16 protein-coding genes and 1 pseudogene are annotated in these 16,560 nt (G+C 54.8%); 5 read left to right on the top strand and 12 right to left on the bottom strand.

Annotated features, from left to right (window positions below):
- Nucleotides 1–218: 218 nt before the first annotated feature.
- The 8 genes from F4V61_RS12625 to rbsK form a co-directional block, all read right to left on the bottom strand.
- Nucleotides 219–671, bottom strand: coding sequence for a DUF1198 domain-containing protein (locus F4V61_RS12625; protein WP_079828971.1), 453 nt, complete (start codon nucleotides 669–671; stop codon nucleotides 219–221).
- A gap of 161 nt (nucleotides 672–832) precedes the next feature.
- Nucleotides 833–2,224, bottom strand: a complete 1,392-nt coding sequence (gene uhpT / locus F4V61_RS12620; protein WP_000879181.1) for a hexose-6-phosphate:phosphate antiporter — start codon at nucleotides 2,222–2,224, stop codon at nucleotides 833–835.
- Between the two features lie 142 nt (nucleotides 2,225–2,366).
- Complete coding sequence (gene uhpC, locus F4V61_RS12615) at nucleotides 2,367–3,695, bottom strand: MFS transporter family glucose-6-phosphate receptor UhpC (RefSeq protein ID WP_080160943.1); 1,329 nt, start codon at nucleotides 3,693–3,695, stop codon at nucleotides 2,367–2,369.
- 9 nt (nucleotides 3,696–3,704) lie between these two features.
- Nucleotides 3,705–5,207: a signal transduction histidine-protein kinase/phosphatase UhpB gene (gene uhpB, locus F4V61_RS12610; protein WP_079827447.1), complete on the bottom strand. Its 1,503-nt coding sequence runs from the start codon at nucleotides 5,205–5,207 to the stop codon at nucleotides 3,705–3,707.
- On the bottom strand, nucleotides 5,207–5,797 hold the full coding sequence (gene uhpA / locus F4V61_RS12605; RefSeq protein WP_000633682.1) for a transcriptional regulator UhpA: 591 nt from the start codon (nucleotides 5,795–5,797) through the stop codon (nucleotides 5,207–5,209). Before uhpA ends, uhpB begins: the two co-directional genes overlap by 1 nt.
- Before the next feature lie 74 nt (nucleotides 5,798–5,871).
- Nucleotides 5,872–6,885: an aldose 1-epimerase family protein gene (locus F4V61_RS12600; RefSeq protein WP_079827448.1), complete on the bottom strand. Its 1,014-nt coding sequence runs from the start codon at nucleotides 6,883–6,885 to the stop codon at nucleotides 5,872–5,874.
- 11 nt (nucleotides 6,886–6,896) lie between these two features.
- The gene (fucP, locus tag F4V61_RS12595; protein WP_000998360.1) at nucleotides 6,897–8,213 is read right to left on the bottom strand and encodes an L-fucose:H+ symporter permease; all 1,317 of its coding nucleotides are present in this window, start codon (nucleotides 8,211–8,213) and stop codon (nucleotides 6,897–6,899) included.
- 30 nt (nucleotides 8,214–8,243) lie between these two features.
- On the bottom strand, nucleotides 8,244–9,164 hold the full coding sequence (gene rbsK / locus F4V61_RS12590; RefSeq protein ID WP_058344871.1) for a ribokinase: 921 nt from the start codon (nucleotides 9,162–9,164) through the stop codon (nucleotides 8,244–8,246).
- A 324-nt stretch (nucleotides 9,165–9,488) separates the two neighbouring features.
- Between rbsK and F4V61_RS12585 the strand changes: the two genes are divergently transcribed.
- Nucleotides 9,489–10,274, top strand: coding sequence for a DeoR family transcriptional regulator (locus F4V61_RS12585; RefSeq protein ID WP_000448650.1), 786 nt, complete (start codon nucleotides 9,489–9,491; stop codon nucleotides 10,272–10,274).
- Between the two features lies 1 nt (nucleotide 10,275).
- Here the strand turns inward: F4V61_RS12585 and ilvN are convergent, their stop codons facing one another.
- From ilvN to ivbL, 3 genes are all read right to left on the bottom strand, one after another.
- Complete coding sequence (ilvN, locus tag F4V61_RS12580) at nucleotides 10,276–10,566, bottom strand: acetolactate synthase small subunit (protein ID WP_001171828.1); 291 nt, start codon at nucleotides 10,564–10,566, stop codon at nucleotides 10,276–10,278.
- Nucleotides 10,567–10,569: 3 nt separating this feature from the next.
- Nucleotides 10,570–12,258 (bottom strand): acetolactate synthase large subunit, encoded by a 1,689-nt coding sequence (gene ilvB / locus F4V61_RS12575; RefSeq protein ID WP_079798670.1) that lies wholly within the window; start codon nucleotides 12,256–12,258, stop codon nucleotides 10,570–10,572.
- Between the two features lie 106 nt (nucleotides 12,259–12,364).
- Complete coding sequence (gene ivbL / locus F4V61_RS12570; protein WP_012210789.1) at nucleotides 12,365–12,463, bottom strand: ilvB operon leader peptide IvbL; 99 nt, start codon at nucleotides 12,461–12,463, stop codon at nucleotides 12,365–12,367.
- 445 nt (nucleotides 12,464–12,908) lie between these two features.
- On the opposite strand from ivbL, the pseudogene F4V61_RS12560 reads away from it, so the two are divergent.
- From F4V61_RS12560 to emrD, 4 genes and pseudogenes are all read left to right on the top strand, one after another.
- A pseudogene (locus F4V61_RS12560) lies at nucleotides 12,909–13,023 on the top strand (hypothetical protein).
- A complete protein-coding gene (gene tisB, locus F4V61_RS12555) occupies nucleotides 13,020–13,109 on the top strand; it encodes a type I toxin-antitoxin system toxin TisB (protein WP_000117642.1) in 90 nt (29 codons plus the stop codon). Before F4V61_RS12560 ends, tisB begins: the two are co-directional and overlap by 4 nt.
- A gap of 92 nt (nucleotides 13,110–13,201) precedes the next feature.
- Nucleotides 13,202–14,062: a DMT family transporter gene (locus tag F4V61_RS12550; protein WP_079827450.1), complete on the top strand. Its 861-nt coding sequence runs from the start codon at nucleotides 13,202–13,204 to the stop codon at nucleotides 14,060–14,062.
- A gap of 202 nt (nucleotides 14,063–14,264) precedes the next feature.
- Nucleotides 14,265–15,449 carry a multidrug efflux MFS transporter EmrD gene (emrD, locus tag F4V61_RS12545; RefSeq protein ID WP_079798671.1) on the top strand — a complete coding sequence of 395 codons (1,185 nt, stop codon included), beginning with the start codon at nucleotides 14,265–14,267 and terminating at the stop codon, nucleotides 15,447–15,449.
- Here emrD and F4V61_RS12540 read toward each other — a convergent pair.
- A complete protein-coding gene (locus tag F4V61_RS12540; RefSeq protein ID WP_080160942.1) occupies nucleotides 15,376–16,449 on the bottom strand; it encodes a cellulase family glycosylhydrolase in 1,074 nt (357 codons plus the stop codon). The two genes, emrD and F4V61_RS12540, sit on opposite strands and share 74 nt — an antisense overlap.
- Nucleotides 16,450–16,560: the final 111 nt, after the last annotated feature.

The following is a 16,560-nucleotide window of genomic DNA, read 5'->3' as shown; positions in this document are numbered from 1 at the left end:
GACATGCATAGATCTACTGATTGTGCAACCGATTCAATGAGATCACATCTATGCCTGCAACGGTGGCGGCTACGCTTTATCTGGCTTACGATGAATAGCGTCTACAGGCCGGATATAAGCGCAGCACCATACGGCAGTCAAACGTTGCCCGCCGCCCCTGCCAACCTCATTCATCTCGTCTTTTGTTAACAAGATGCATTGTATGCAGGTGAGTAGTATCAATGCAGCCAGTAGACGCCCTCTTCCGGCTGAAAAAACGCGTTATAGCGCAGTTGAAACGCGTTAATCTCCTGCATATCGGGCTCCATTTCGCGCAAAAAGCCCAGCGCCAGCCGTACCTGTGTATCAGTGATCGGCGCGGCTAAACGCGATTTTTGCAACAGCCGATGCCACCGCTGCAAATTCTGATCGCCGCCATCAATAATCACGATTTGCCAAATCAATAACACCTGAGCGGCATTTTGCAGATGCAACTCATCAGGGCGATGCAGATACTGTAAAAATTCGCCGCCCGCCGCTTTTCCCATCTGATCAATCATTGATTCTATCGGCACCACATCAATATTCAAACGTTCACTCAGGCGGCGAATCGCACGGCGGGTATCCGACGTCAGCACCCGGAAACCCACAATAAACACCACCACAAACGTGGCCAGAATCAACCAAATCATGCGCACATCCGTCACCAAACAGGATGCCCATCATAACGGGAAATTTACGGCTGTCGACGGTCTACAGGATTTATCGAACCGCAAAACGTGGATACCTGGCCTACGCGAAGCATAAAAAAGCCCGGCGTTAAGCCGGGCAAAACGTTACCAAATGCACACATTTAAGCGATATTGACTTGCTGAATTTTTTTCTCACGGCGGATTTTGCGCTCTTCCATCACGGCGACCATCGCCATCAGGCAGATACAGCCGATCGCGGCGGCGTCCAGCGCGGCGAAGGTGCCCGCCCAGCCGGTCAGACCAAAAACGGGGGTGCCGTCGGCAATCATGCCCAGACCCAGCTTGGCAAAGCTATCGCCGATAAGATAAGCGAAGGTTCCCTTGATACCGTCCGCAGCGCCGATGGCTTTTTTCGGTACGAAACCGACTGCCGCCACGCCAATTAATAGCTGCGGCCCAAACACCAGGAAACCGAGCGCGAACAGCGAGGCCAGATAGACATACTGGTTGCTGGCGTGCTGGTAGACGCCGAGGGTGGCGATGATTAACGCCAGCGCCACACAGGCTACCAGCGCACGACGACCGTTCGCCAGGTCAGAGAGCCAGCCCCACAGCAACGTGCCGACCAGCGCGCCCACTTCAAACAAGGTAAAGCCCTGAATCGCCACCTCTTTCGAAAGTTTCAGTTCCTGGAAGGCGTAGACGGTTGACCACTGGTCGATACCAATACGCACCACATACAGGAAGATATTGGAGAAGCACAGCAGCCAGATCACTTTGTTTTTCAACACGTATTCAACAAAGATCTGCCACTTGGTCATTTCGTTTTCTTCAGTCTCTTTATCCTCTTCGCTGATCTCTTCGCCGAACAGTTCTTCAGCTTTACCCAGGCCGTAAGATTCCGGGGAGTCGCTGCCAAAACGCAGGCCGATAAAGCCAACAATCAGCGCGATAATCGACGGGAAGATAAACATGCCGATGACGTGACCGTCGAACAGGTAGTTAGCGCCGAACAGCGCCACGCCTGCCGCGCCTGCGCCGCCGAGGTTGTGGGAGATATTCCAGAAGCCGAGAAAGGTGCCGCGTTTACGACGCGGAGTCCATTTGGTGATGGTCGAGTAGCTGCACGATCCGCCGGTACTCTGGAAGAAACCGCTCAGGGCATAGAAAGCGATCATCAGAAACAGACTGGTTGACCCCGCGCCCATACTGGCGCTGAAGCCGAGCATACAGATAGCGGAGAGGATCAACATAAACGGTAGAAACTGCTTGGTATTTTTACCGTCAGCGTAGTAGGAAACCAGCGTTTTCCCCACGCCGTAGGTGATCGAGAAGCCCAGGCCAATCATCCCCAGCTCGGTCATGCTCAACCCGTAGGTAGAGATCATGTCGTTCTGCGCGATGTTAAAGTTTTTGCGGATCAGGTACATGGTCAGGTAGCCGATAAAAACCACCAGATAGGACTGCATGAACGGCTTGAACCACATTTTACGCCGCACATCGAGCGGCAGATCCAGGGTCGGCTTGCGCACCTGGTTTAAGAAGGCCAGCATGGATTACTCCTGAGCTAATTTTTATACCTGCGAATGGCAGGCATTGTAAAAATCCACAGGAAAAGTGGCCTGCGACAGCGTCCAGGCAAAACCGGGAAAATTTCTTAGTTTTGCCCCATTCAGCGCAAAAAGGTGAGGTGCATCACGCTTCGCTGGTCTCGCGTGGGGCCTGGGCGTTCAGAAATGGCAGCAGCAATAGCGCGGAGATCCCCGCCGCGATGGCGATGACCGCGAAAAAACCGGTCCAGTGCCAGATCTCCAGAACTTTCGCTAACGGCCAGCCGGAAAGTGACGCGCCGAGATAGGCGAACAGGCCGACAAAGCCGGTGGCCGCGCCCGCCGCCTCTTTATGCGAGCACTCCGCCGCCGCCATGCCAATGAGCATCTGTGGGCCGAAGACAAAGAAACCGGTGGTGAAGAAACAGGCCGCCTGCATCACGTAGCTGGCGAACGGCATCAGCCACAGCGACCCCACAGAGAGCAAAATCCCGGCGGCGAAGATTAAATTCATCGGTCCGCGGTTGCCGTTGAAGAGTTTGTCCGAGCCCCAGCCCGCCACCAGCGCGCCGATAAATCCGCCCAACTCAAACATCGATACTGCCGTGTTGGCCGTCACCAAATCCACGCCCAGCGTCTCGGACATATACAGGTTGCCCCAGTCGTTAATCGCCGCGCGTACCACGTACACTAAGACATAACACAGCGAAAGCAGCCAGATATAAGGATTCAACAGCACATATTTAGCGAGGATTTCTTTGCGGCTTAGCCCCGCGCCCTCTAGCTGTTGGGCGACTTCCAGCGCATCGTGCCGCCAGTCGCCTACCGGCGGTAAACCAATCGCCTGCGGACGGTCGCGCAGCCGCCAGCAGAGGACCATGCCCACCCCGATGGCAAGCAATCCGGCCACCATCATCCCGACGCGCCAGCCATAATGCAGGGCGACAGCGGCCATGACGAGAGGGATCAGCGCCCCGCCGACATTATGCGCGGTGTTCCATAACGCCCACCAGCCGCCGCGCTCGGTACGCGAGTACCAGGCGGTCAGCAAACGGGCGCAAACCGGCGATCCAAACCCCTGGAAAAAGGCGTTCAACGCCCATAGCAGAGCAAAGGCCCACAGCGAGGTCGAGAAGCCGAACAGAATATTCACTACGCCGGTCGCAATCAGCCCGATGCCCATAAAATAGCGGGCGTTAGAGCGATCGCTAACGATGCCGGAAACAAATTTCGACACCCCGTAGGTGATGTAAAACAGCGTCGCCAGCAGGCCGATATCGCTGCGGGTCAGAATGCCGCTGGCAAGGATTTCCGGCGCGGCGGCGCTAAAGCTTTTACGGGTGAAATAGAACAGCGCGTAACCCAACCAAATGGTGATCAGGATGTGCCGCCGCCAGTAGCGATAGCGGGCGTCAACCTCGTGCTTATCGGTGATGAGCGGCGCGTTAGCCGGGGCTTTTAAAAACGAAAGCATTATCCTTCCTTAAACGTAACGCTGGGGCAACGAGACGCTTATCCGCGTACCGTGGGTACAAGAGATGGTTAGCGTCCCGCCGAGCGCCGACACGCGTTCGCGCATTCCGGTCAGGCCGAAGCCCTGCTGGTGAGAGCCCGGCGGCAGGCCGCTGCCGTCATCCTCAATCACCAGCATCAGCCGCTCGTCCTGTTGCCAGCCCTGTAACGTCACCGCGCTGGCATTGGCATGTTTTACGATGTTATTCAGCCCTTCCTGACAGACGCGAAACAGCGTCACGCGCTGACTTTCGCTCAGCGCCGTTTCGTCAATTCGCCAGTCGAGGTGGCTGACAATACCGTGGCTTTCCAGCTCCATTTCGCGCAACAGCGAGCGGATGGCCTGCGCCAGCGTTAAGTCGTCTAACTGGCGCGGGCGCAAGCGCCCCAGCAGGCGACGCACGGCGTCATACACGCCCAGCGAAAGCTGCTCGATAAGTTGCCCGCTCTGCTTCACGCCGCCGTTATCCGCCGCCAGCCGTTGTACAATGCCCGCCTGGGTACGAATCGCGGTGATGGTCTGCCCGATGTCATCGTGCAGCTCACGCGCAACATCGCGCCGCACGCTCTCTTCGGTCTCCAGAAGACGCTCCGCCAGCCGATGGTTGCGCGCCAGCTCCTTTTGCAACGACTGGTTCAGCTCGCGCAGGCGCTGAATGCCCGCGCCAAGCAGTAGCCCGGTCAGGCTTTGCGCCAACAGCGAAAGTAATAAATCGACGGGATGATCGTGCCAGGTCTGGCTGGCGATCAGCGCGATAGCGTTCATCAGCGTAGCAATGAGCGCGCCCTGCCAGCCATAATGCCAGGCGAGCGCGATAATCGGCAACGCCAGGCAGAACGGCGTGAAGCGCGAAAGTTCAGCAGGTAAACCCAGTTGCAGCCACAGACTGACGATAAACAGCAGCAGATACCAGATCAGATGCCGCCCGCGCCAGTTTACCGGCTGCGATACCAGCGATGGTCCCAGCGGTAGCCAGGTAGTGCTGGTGAGATAGTGCCAGAAAACCAGGCAGATGGGGGCCAGCGTCAGACCACCCGTGAGGGTCAGCAGTAGCGCGTTCCATGCCGCTTCCCCCTGCCCCAGCCAGGGCAGGGATTGCAGTAGCGCCGCGGCGGTGAGGGCCGCGCCCTGAAGCAATAACGTGCGCCAGTCGCGCTGATGGCGGTAACGTGAGGTTAGCGCCACGGGCAGTAGCGTCAACACACTACCGAGCATCAAAAGCGGCAGATGGGCGAGCGCGACTTCCTGCGCCAACCAGTACACCAGCAGCCACTCCGCGCCAAGCAGCACGGGCCAGTAGCCGCGCGGGCATTGCAGCATCAACCCCAGACGCAGGCCAAACGGAAACAACAGCGCCGCCAGTTCCGGACGTTCCACCAGATGCAGGCTGGCGCTCCACAGGCAGAACCACGCGGCGGAGAAGATAAAAAAGCAGGCAACGACAGTGATTAAACGGGAAAAAAGGGTGTTCATTACCAACCGTCAAACATGCGATGCGCCAGTTCAACGTCGTTACTGACGCCTAATTTTTCCAGCAGATTCGCGCGATGGACGTGCACCGTTTTTGGCGACAGCCCCAGCTCGGCGGCAATCTCTTTTACCGCCATACCCTGGGCGAGTTTTTCCGCCACCTGACGCTCGCGTTTGGTCAGCGGATCTTGCCGACCTGCCGCCAGTTTCACGGCAATATCGGGGGTCAAATAGCAGCCGCCCGTCGCCACCGTATGCACCGCGGCGATCAGCTCATCCGGACTACAGCGTTTAGAGAGAAAACCGCGCGCGCCGGCGTTCAACGCCTGTTCCACCAGCGCCGGGCTATCGTGAACCGAGAGCATGATCGTCGCCATCCCTTTTGGCAGTTGGCTTAGCAACTCCAGTCCGGAAATATCCGGCATCGAGATATCGCAGATACACACCTGTACGCCGCGCCCCGGTAAGCCTGCCAACGCTTCGCGCCCGGAACCAAACTCGGCGACCACCTGCAAATCAGGTTCCATCCCCAGTAGCTGTGCAAAGCCGGAGCGGACGATAAGGTGGTCGTCGATAAGGGCAACGGTGATCATGAGTTCTGTCCTGATGGGTAAAAAAAACGCGCTTACCTTAACGATAAGCGCGCAGCTGTTCAAGCCTTGAGCGGTCAGACAATGCCTGTCGTGACGGTAAATGTCCGGGTTTGCTGCGGTTCCAGTTGAAGCAAGGTTCCATTTCGCTGCGCCGCGAGAAAACCTTCAGGCCGACAGGTCGCGGGCAGGGCAAAGGCGGCAACCTGCTGATCGCCGTTATAAAGAATCCAGCGGGTCACGTAATTCAGCTCCGCGCTGGCGAAACGTGTCACGAACGTGGTGCCATCAGGCGCGATCATGTGGAACTCTGGGGTATCCGCGTACTTGTCCAGTTCATCGGCAAAGAACACGATTTCCGGGTCGTAAAAGCCAGGCGCGTTGAGCGTTGCCAGCGAGGCTTCACCCTGCAAAAGTCGCTGATTAAACGCCAGCCACCGCTCGGTAGGCTTAACATGCGCCGGAACCGACTCGCGTAGCGTCAACGCGGTATCCGGAATATTCTGGCGAAACGTGGCGTTCGGCACATAGGCATAGTTCATGTGGCACATGTACTGTAGCGGCATGGCGACTGAAGCCAGGTTAGTCACTGCCATCTGAATATCAAACAGCGCGCTTGCTTTACGCATCACCACCGCAGGTTGCGCCTGATAATGATGACCGAATCCCATCACATATTCATAACGGCCGGTCACGCGTAAACTGTCGCCGTCTAACTCCAGCCAGGCGTCGTCCATGGCCGCGCAGGGCATCTCGCCGTGCAGCGGATGTGTATCTTCTGGCGACGGGCAGCCATTCGCCAACAGTCCGGAATGGAAAGCAAAGCAACCATACGTCGCCACCACTTCCGCAGCCGGCTTCGGCTGGCGGAACATGTTGCGCATAGTCAGGTCATGACCGTCAAACTGCGCGTCCCAAATCATCTGCCCCATCCAGGGCAGAATCACCAGATGACCGCGGCTGTTTTGTATTTTCAATCCTTCCACGTCGCTGGCGTAACGAAACGCCGTAACCGTAAAATCGTCATCTTCCAGCAGGTTACGCGGCTGCTCGCTAAAGAGCTCCCGCCATAAAGTAATACGTGTTGTCATGGTTTCTCTCCTCAGGACGCGGCGACTTCAGCCAGGTTGCCGCGCACTTTGCTTTCGCGCCAGAAGTAAACGCCAACGTAAACAAAGCACAGCATGGAAACCAGGAATGAGAGCTGTAGCGAGTGGAACATGTCCGCCACGTAGCCCTGAATCGCCGGAACCACCGCCGCGCCGACAATCGCCATCACGATGACCGCTCCCGCCATTTCGGTATGTTCGTTATCGACGGTATCGAGCGTTCCGGCATAAATGGTCGCCCAGCAGGGGCCAAACAGGACGCTGACCAGCACCGCCACGTATACCGCGCTAAAGCTTGGCGCCAGCGCCACGTAGGCCAGGAATAGCGCGCCGATAACAGAGTAAAGCATCAGGACTTTTTCCGGGTTAAAGCGCGTCATCAGAATGTTGGCGATAAACTTGCCGATAAAGAAGCAGGCGAAGCTGTAGACCATAAAGGTAGAAGCATCGCGCTCATTGATATCGCCTAACTCCAGCGCCAGACGGATAGTGAACGACCAGACCGCCACCTGCATTCCCACATACAGGAACTGCGCCACAATACCGCGACGGAAACGGGCGTTGCTGGCGAGATAGCGTAGCGTATCCAGCGCCGAGGGGCGTTTATGACTCGCGGTTTGCGCGACTTTACAGGTCGGGAAACGCGTCAGCAGGAACAGTACCATCACCACCACCAGAACCATAATCATGTATTTATAGGGTTCCAGAGTGTTTTCCAGCATCAGTACCTTGAAGTTGTGGACTTGCTCGGCATTCATGCCCGCCATCTGTTTTTCCAGGCTTTCCCCTTCGGAAAAGACCAGATATTTACCCAATAAAATTCCTGCCGCCGCGCCGATCGGATAAAAGGTCTGGCTGATATTCAGCCGCAGCGTTGCGTAGGCTTTTGGCCCGATCATCGAACTGTAGGTATTCGCCGCCGTTTCCAGGAAACTCAGGCCAATCGCAATGGCGAAAATCGCCGCGAGGAACATGGTGTAGGTCGCCATGTGCGACGCCGGGAAAAAGAGCGTACAGCCGACAATGTACAGCGTCAGGCCGATAAGTATCGCCACTTTATAACTGGTTTTTTTAATGACCAGCGAGGCCGGAATAGCAATTAAAAAATAACCGCCATAAAAGGCGCTTTGTACTAATGCCGAAGCAAAGTTGCTCAGCGAAAATACACTTTTAAATTGCGTAATCAGAATATCGTTTAACGCGGCTGCACATCCCCATAACGGGAATAAACAGGATAACAAAATAAACTGGAACAGAGGGGTCTTATTCAGATACCCATCGGGCATCTGAACGATGTTTTTATCGTTCATAGTGCTACCTTTAACAGTGCAGGGTGATTATTATTCGTTCAACGAAAGATACTCATTAAATTGCTCAATGCTTGGATAAGAGGATTGGGTGCCTTTCCCGGTGACGCTGAAAGCGGCAAAGAGGACGGCTTTTTTCATGGCGGCTTCCACATCTCCGCTCTGGACATAGTAATGCGCGAAACAGCCGATAAAAGCATCGCCCGCGCCGCTGGTATCGACAGCATTAACGTTAAACGCCGGAACGTGTACTTCCTTGTCACGCGTCATCCATAGCGCGCCCTTTTCGCCCATCGTAACAATAATATTATTCAGCCCTTTATCCACCAGCGAACGCGCCGCCGCGCGAATACAATCGCTGGAATCAACCGGCATACCCGTTAATATTTCCAGTTCGGTTTCGTTGGGTACAAAGAAGTCGCATTTACAGGCATAAGACATATCTAATTCCCGTAATGCGGGCGCAGGATTTAATAACACTTCAATCCCGTGTTTCTTGCCAAATTCTATTGCGTGGTAAACCGTTTCAAGCTGAACTTCCAGTTGCAGAATAATAAGCTGGCATTTTTTTAAATCTTCCGCCGCGCGATCGATATCTTCCGGCGAGAGAAACTTGTTTGCGCCTTTGATGATCAGAATGCTGTTGCTGGAATTGGCATTGACGAAAATCGGCGCTACGCCGCTGCTGGTACACGGTACTTTTTCCACATACGTCGTGTTGATACCCCAGGATTCGAGATTACGAATGGTGTTGTCGGCAAAAATATCGTCACCCACTTTGGTCAGCATCAAGACTTTTGAATTGAGCTTAGCGGCCGCCACAGCCTGGTTCGCCCCTTTTCCGCCGCAGCCGATTTTAAACGCTGGCGCTTCCAGAGTTTCCCCTTCTTTGGGCATCTGGTTGGTGTAGGTGATAAGGTCCACCATGTTAGAGCCAATAACCGCGATATCCATATTACTCCCTCTCAGAAATCGTCACACGGCAATGATATTAAAATAACACTATCATGTTATTTCCGTATCATTTGTGACTCTGATCGCGATTAGAGGATCATTTTTCCGGTTACTTAGTGAACACCCCCAGGCAGAACATACGCACAACGAATCATTCCTTTTGTTACAATTCACTGAAATTTAAATATTTATTATTAAAAAACGCGAATAAACCCACTTTTATTTCCTGACGGCCAGACGTATAGTAATGCTACACTGTGATGTTCTCAGAAACACATAAATGTTACTGAAGGAACATGACAATATGATTTGCGGAGAGGGTGAATGGAGACCAAGCAAAAAGAACGTATCCGACGCTTGATGGAGTTACTGAAAAAGACCGATCGAATCCATCTGAAAGACGCCGCGCGGATGCTGGAAGTTTCAGTGATGACCATTCGCCGCGATCTCAGCCAGGACGATGAACCTTTACCGCTAACGCTGCTCGGCGGCTATATCGTCATGGTAAATAAACCTGCGTCTTCAACTAATACGCCGTTGCCGGCGGACAAGCCGCATCATCGGGACGATCTTCCCGTTGCGATCCTGGCCGCTGGACTGGTGCGTGAAAACGATCTGGTCTTTTTTGATAACGGACCGGAAATGCCATTAGTCATTAACATGATACCGGATGATATTACCTTTACCGGAATTTGCTACTCGCATCGGGTATTTATCGCGCTTAATGAGAAGCCTAATGCCACGGCGATTCTGTGCGGCGGCACCTATCGGGCCAAGAGCGATGCCTTTTATGATGCCAATAATCCTTCGGCGCTGGACTCGCTCAATCCGCGCAAAGTGTTTATTTCCGCCAGTGGCGTACATGAGCATTTTGGCGTGAGCTGGTTTAACCCGGACGATCTTGCCGCCAAACGTAAAGCGATGGAGCGCGGTCTGCGCAAAATTTTGCTGGCGCGTCACGCCCTGTTTGATGAGGTCGCGCCTGCCAGCATTGGTCCGCTTTCTGCCTTTGATGTCCTGATTAGCGATCGCCCGTTACCGACAGATTATGCCGTTCACTGTCGAAATGGTTCCGTCAAAGTCATCACGCCTGATTCGGAAAGTGAATAATTTACTCAAAAAAGACGGCAATTTTATTGAACATGGTGGGATCGGACTGGTTTCGCACCACCTTCGCCACATCTTCCAGTTTATCGATCTGGCTTATCATCTGTTCAAGCCGCTGATCGTCATTGACCAGAAGCCAAATGCGGCTCTGATCGCTACCCTGAATCGGCAGACAGAGAATGCCCTCAACGTTGAAAGCTCGCCGGGCGAACAGCCCGCAGACGTGGGTCATCACGCCAGGATGGTTGCGAACGGTCAGTTCCAGAATAACGTTCTCATGTGATTGTTTCTGCATGGCTTATTCCCCCACCATCTCTGTATTTGCCGCGCCAGGCGGCACCATCGGATACACTTTTTCTTCCGCATCAATACGCACATGGATTAACGCCGGTCCCGGACGACGGATGATAGCCTGCAACGCCGTCTGCGGATCGGCTTCGTTATTCAAATCACAGGTATCCAGACCAAACCCGGCGGCAATCTGCATAAAGTTGATGCTTCCCGGATAGGTCGCCGCAAAGACGCCCTGCTTATAGAACAGGCTCTGTTGCTGATGAACCAGTCCCAGCGCGTCGTTATTCATCAGGATGATTTTCACATCCAACTGATTTTCGCTGGCGGTAGCCATCTCCTGAATGTTCATCATCAGACTGCCGTCGCCGGAAAAACACAGCACCTTGTGGTCCGGATTGGCCAGCGCCGCGCCAATCGCTGCGGGCAGACCAAACCCCATGGTGCCCAGCCCGCCGGAGGTCAGCCACTGACGCGGGCGGTTAAGCGGGTAAGCCTGTGCGGTCCACATCTGATGCTGTCCGACGTCAGTGGTAATAATCGCGTTGTCGTCTACACAGGCGGCGACCGCATTAATCAGTCCATAGTGGCTAAGTGGGTTATTTTCCTGGGGAATGCAGCAGGGGAATTCTTGCTGCAAATCCGCAACCAACTGATGCCATGCTTCTCGCGGCTGTGTCTCGATCTGGGGAATTAACTGCGCCAGTACATCATCGACATCAGCCTGAATAGCCACATGCGGCTGCTTAATTTTGCCTAACTCTGCGCGATCGATATCCACGTGAATGATTTTGGCATTCGGACAAAACTGTTCCGTTTTGCCAATCGCCCGGTCATCAAAACGCGCACCCAGGACAATCAGCAAGTCGGCCTCTTGCAGGATGAAATTGGTGCTGCGAGCGCCATGCATCCCCAGCATTCCTAACGACAGCGGATGCGCCTTCGGCAGCATCCCCAGCGCCATTAAAGTCATTGTCGTCGGCAGTTGCGCTTTTTCCGCCAGTTCGCGCACGCGAGCCGGCGCATTGATCACGCCGCCGCCCAAGTACAGTACCGGACGTTTCGCCGCGTTAATCATCGCGGCGGCCTCACGGATACTCTCCGCGCTAAAATCCGGTGAGGGTGATTTTTCTGCCGGCGGCGGCAACGCTTCCAGTTCTATTGTCGCTGTCTGGACATCTTTAGGAACGTCTATCCACACCGGGCCGGGACGCCCCGACTGCGCCAGACGAAAAGCATCGCTCATCACCTGAGGCAACTCATTAACATTCCTGACCAGATAGTTGTGTTTGGTGATGGGGATAGAGATACCGTAGGTATCCACTTCCTGAAACGCGTCAGTGCCGATCATGGACGCCGGAACCTGCCCGGTAATGCAGATTAACGGAATGGAATCCAGGCGCGCATCGGCAATAGCCGTGACCAGATTGGTTGCGCCCGGCCCGCTGCAGGCCATACAGACGGCAGGTTTACCCTCCGTTCGCGCCATACCCTGCGCAATAAACCCCGCGCCCTGTTCGTGGCGCGCCAGAATATGACGGATTTGCGTGCTTTGGCTTAATGCGTCGTAAACGGGGAGGATCGAACCACCGGGAATGCCGGTGACGATACGAATCCCCTGGCGCTCCAGAAAATGAACAATAAATTCCGCGCCCGTAACGCGCTGAGGTATAGATGTTGTGCCCGAACTTGCCATGCTCCATTCCTTTTATTCTGAGCCGACATTCCGGGAGGGTCTCTTAAACGAAAAACCCCGCCCGGTTTGCGCCGGCGGGGTTTTGGAATCGTGTGTGTTCCGGACCCTACGGCGCATTGCCGACCACCACCACCACACGCACGACGACCACTGCGCGAGATGGCGCAGTTCTTAGTAGGGTCGCGTTCAGTATGGAAGGGTTCATTAGGGGCCTTGTCTGTTTGTCATTAACAGGTTTTATACAAGCACAGCGCTTTCAGCATGACAACGGAAAATTTTTCATCTGCACAAAAATGCGTCAGCGATCACATTTTTCTGTCCGCCCTGAAAACAAAAACCTCGCCGAAAAAAGCGAGGTTTTTACAGAGAGATGCGGGTGGTAGCCGCGAAACACACTGTGTTATGTCAACAGCAGAAGTATACGCGTTCTGTGCAGAACGCGCAATTTCGGCGCGAATTTTGATGTATTTGAGTATGGATCAGAAGCTTTATTCTGTCTATAAATTACTGTTAATTTATACAGTATTTAACTATAATGTCTTTGACACAATGTGTTATGCGGGGGCCGCATCGTAAACCGGCGCAACGAAGTCCTGGCTGAAACGGGTGGTGCCGTCAGCGCCTTAACTCCCTCGTGAGCACACTGTGTTATGTCAACACGCACAATATTCCTTGTAAAAGGGATCGCGTGCGCAACAGCTGACAACAGGCAGCGGAAAGGTACGTCGGCTGGCAGTGCTCCTTAACCACAGGAGACGCGTATGAGCGTAGTGGATATCACCATTCTTATCCTGAAACTCATTGTTGCAGCACTGCAACTGCTTGATGCTGTTCTGAAATACCTTAAGTAATTCAGATTCAAGCCGCACCGAAGGGGAGCGGGCAACTGCTCCCCTTTCACCTTATCCGCTGGTCTTTCGCTTCCCGGGTATGTTACGTTTTTATGACATCCTCAACGACGCCTGACGCTATGACCCTTTCCGTTTTCTGCATTTTGCTGTTCGCCGCGCTGCTACATGCCAGCTGGAACGCCATTGTCAAAGCGGGAAACGATAAGCTCTACGCCGCGATCGGCGTTAGCGGTTCCGCGGCGGTCATGGCATTGATCCTTTTGCCCTTCTCGCCGCAGCCAGCTCACGCCAGTATCCCTTTTTTAGCGGCCTCTACCGCGCTCCAGGTGGTGTATACCGTCCTGGTGGCGAAAACGTATCAGGTCTCGGATATGAGCCAGACCTATCCCCTTATGCGCGGGACCGCGCCGCTGCTGGTGGCGCTAGTTAGCGTTCTTTTTCTTGGCGACAGCCTGTCGCCAATGGCTTGGGTCGGTATCGCAGTGATCTGCACGGCGATACTCGGTATGGCCTGTAATGGTCGCGCCAGCTCTCAACGCGGTATCGTACTGGCATTAACTAACGCCTGTTTTATTGCCGGGTATACGCTGGTGGACGGTACCGGCGTGCGGCTCTCAGAAACGGTTCTGGGCTATACGTTATGGTCATTTTTTCTCAACGGCGCCTGCCTGTTAAGCTGGGCGATGATTGCGCGGCGGCGGGAATCGTCGCGTTATCTGGCGCAACAGTGGAAAAAAGGCATTTTTGGCGGGATTGGCACGATGGGATCTTATGGGCTGGCGCTATGGGCCATGACCCAGGCGCCGCTGGCGGTGGTCGCCGCGCTGCGTGAAACCTCAATTTTGTTCGGCGCGCTGATAGCCTGGCTGTTACTTAAAGAGAATGTCGCCGGGCTGCGTCTGGTGGCGGCAGGCGGGATTACCGTCGGGGCGATTTTACTCCGCCTGTCATGATTGCCCAATAACAGCCGCAGACACAACATATTCTCGGCAACATTTGTTGCCGCTTTTGTTTACATATCCTGCCGTTCCTTCGTCTGCCATTGCTGGTCGCCGTCTGGCCTTCTTTTTCTGGTGTGGTAGATTCCTCTCGCATTTATGGGAATGCGTAGCAAGTTATTCTTATTTTTTCTTTTTTTGAAAAGTAATCAGCGAAATGAAAAGGCAGAGAAGCGTCAATTTGTTGTTGATGTTGGTGTTACTGGTGGCCGTAGGGCAGATGGCGCAAACCATTTATATTCCCGCCATCGCCGATATGGCACAAGCGCTAAACGTCCGGGAAGGCGCCGTCCAGAGCGTAATGGCTGCTTACCTCCTGACCTACGGCGTCTCGCAACTGTTTTACGGCCCGCTTTCCGACCGGGTTGGGCGCCGCCCGGTAATCCTCGTTGGCATGTCTATTTTTATGGTAGCGACCCTGATCGCCATGACCACGCATAGTTTGACGGTGTTGATTGCCGCCAGCGCCATGCAAGGGATGGGAACCGGCGTTGGCGGAGTAATGGCGAGAACGCTCCCGCGCGATCTGTATGAAGGAACGCAACTTCGTCACGCCAATAGCCTGTTAAATATGGGGATTCTGGTCAGCCCGCTGTTAGCGCCGCTGATTGGCGGTCTGCTGGACACCCTGTGGAACTGGCGCGCTTGTTACGCTTTCCTGCTGGTGCTTTGCGCTGGCGTCACCTTCAGCATGGCACGCTGGATGCCGGAAACCCGCCCCGCCGGCGCGCCGCGCACACGGCTGATCGCCAGCTATAAGACGCTGTTTGGCAACGGCGCATTTAACTGTTACCTGCTGATGCTAATCGGCGGGCTGGCTGGCATTGCGGTCTTTGAAGCCTGTTCCGGCGTGCTGATGGGAGCAGTATTAGGTCTCAGCAGTATGGTGGTAAGCATTCTGTTTATTCTGCCGATTCCGGCGGCGTTCTTCGGCGCCTGGTTTGCCGGACGCCCGAATAAACGCTTCTCAACCCTGATGTGGCAGTCAGTTATTTGCTGTCTGCTGGCAGGCCTTATGATGTGGATTCCCGGCTGGTTTGGCGTGATGAACGTCTGGACGCTACTCATCCCCGCCGCGCTGTTTTTCTTCGGCGCCGGGATGTTATTTCCACTGGCCACCAGCGGCGCGATGGAGCCGTTTCCGTTCCTCGCCGGCACCGCTGGCGCGCTAGTCGGCGGGCTGCAAAATATTGGTTCCGGCGTACTGGCGTGGCTTTCGGCAATGCTGCCGCAAACCGGTCAGGGCAGTCTGGGATTGTTGATGACCCTTATGGGATTGCTGATCCTGGCGTGCTGGTTGCCGCTGGCGTCGCGGATATCACATCAGGGACAGACGGTTTAACGTTCCCCTTGCCGGGCGTTTCACATTCCGGCGCGATCATTGCATTGAGCAATGGTTCCTGCGCCGGACGCCACGCCCCTTCTTCGCCGTCATAAAACTGAGTGTCCGCGTTTATCGCATACGGAATATGCGCTTTTTTCAGCTCGCAGGCCATAAAACGGGCAAACGCGAACTGTGAAGCGACCGGCGTAATTTTTATCGACTCTCCCGGCGCCCATCCGCCCACCCAGCTTGCATGGCCGGTCTTATGCTGCCAGCGAACCGCAGCGTTAATCCGTGCCCGAATCGCCGCTTTTTCCGCCGCCGTGCCTGACGTCCACGGATATTTACCGCCGCTTTTCAGTGGTCCCCACGGGAAGATGTGCCACTCCGCCAGTACATAGTTCTGGCTTTGCGCCGGCAGTTTAAGCGCCGACAAATCCTCCGGCGCGGCGCGCATTCGGGGGGCGACGAAAATCATACGTTGTGGGTCAATGGCGTGAATCAGGCGGATGGTTTTGTCATATACGCGATTCAGCGACGCCATATTATGATTCAGTTTGTCGGCAGGCTCATAAATGAGATCGAACCCCAGAAGCGGGGATGTCTGGCCAAAATAGCGCGCGACCACGCTCCACCAGTTGATCAGCTCCTTTTCATGGCTGGCGCTGGGATCGGTTTTATACGCATCCGCCTGATAGGCAATAATGGGTATGACGCCATAGTATTCGCAGGCTTCTACCAGCTTACGCAAATGAATGAGGCGCGCTTCCGTCGGCGCGCCTGCCACACGGATACGAACATGGGTTAACCCTTTTGCCTTAAAATCCCGCACTACCAGCGGATCAAACTCGCGGATACCCCGTTCCGTTCGCGCCCAGTCAACATCCATCCCAACGCCAAGCTGATGCGTATAGCGCGCCGCCGTCAAAGGCATCGGTCTCGCATAGACGACCGCGCTGGTCAGCATGAGAGAGGCAATAAGCGGTTTAAACACGACGCCCCCTAAAATTTTTACCACGGTGATAGCACGTATTTAGCATATTCTCTCCCGGCAGGTGTAGCGGCAAAGCGTAATAAATCTTCACGCCTGTTCCTGCAACCAGCGAATAAATGCCTCGATTTTCGGCCA

It is taken from the genome of Salmonella enterica subsp. arizonae, assembly GCF_008692845.1.
Taxonomy (GTDB): domain Bacteria; phylum Pseudomonadota; class Gammaproteobacteria; order Enterobacterales; family Enterobacteriaceae; genus Salmonella; species Salmonella arizonae.
Note: the sequence above shows the minus strand (reverse complement) of the source record. Positions and strands in the feature narration are given on the sequence as shown.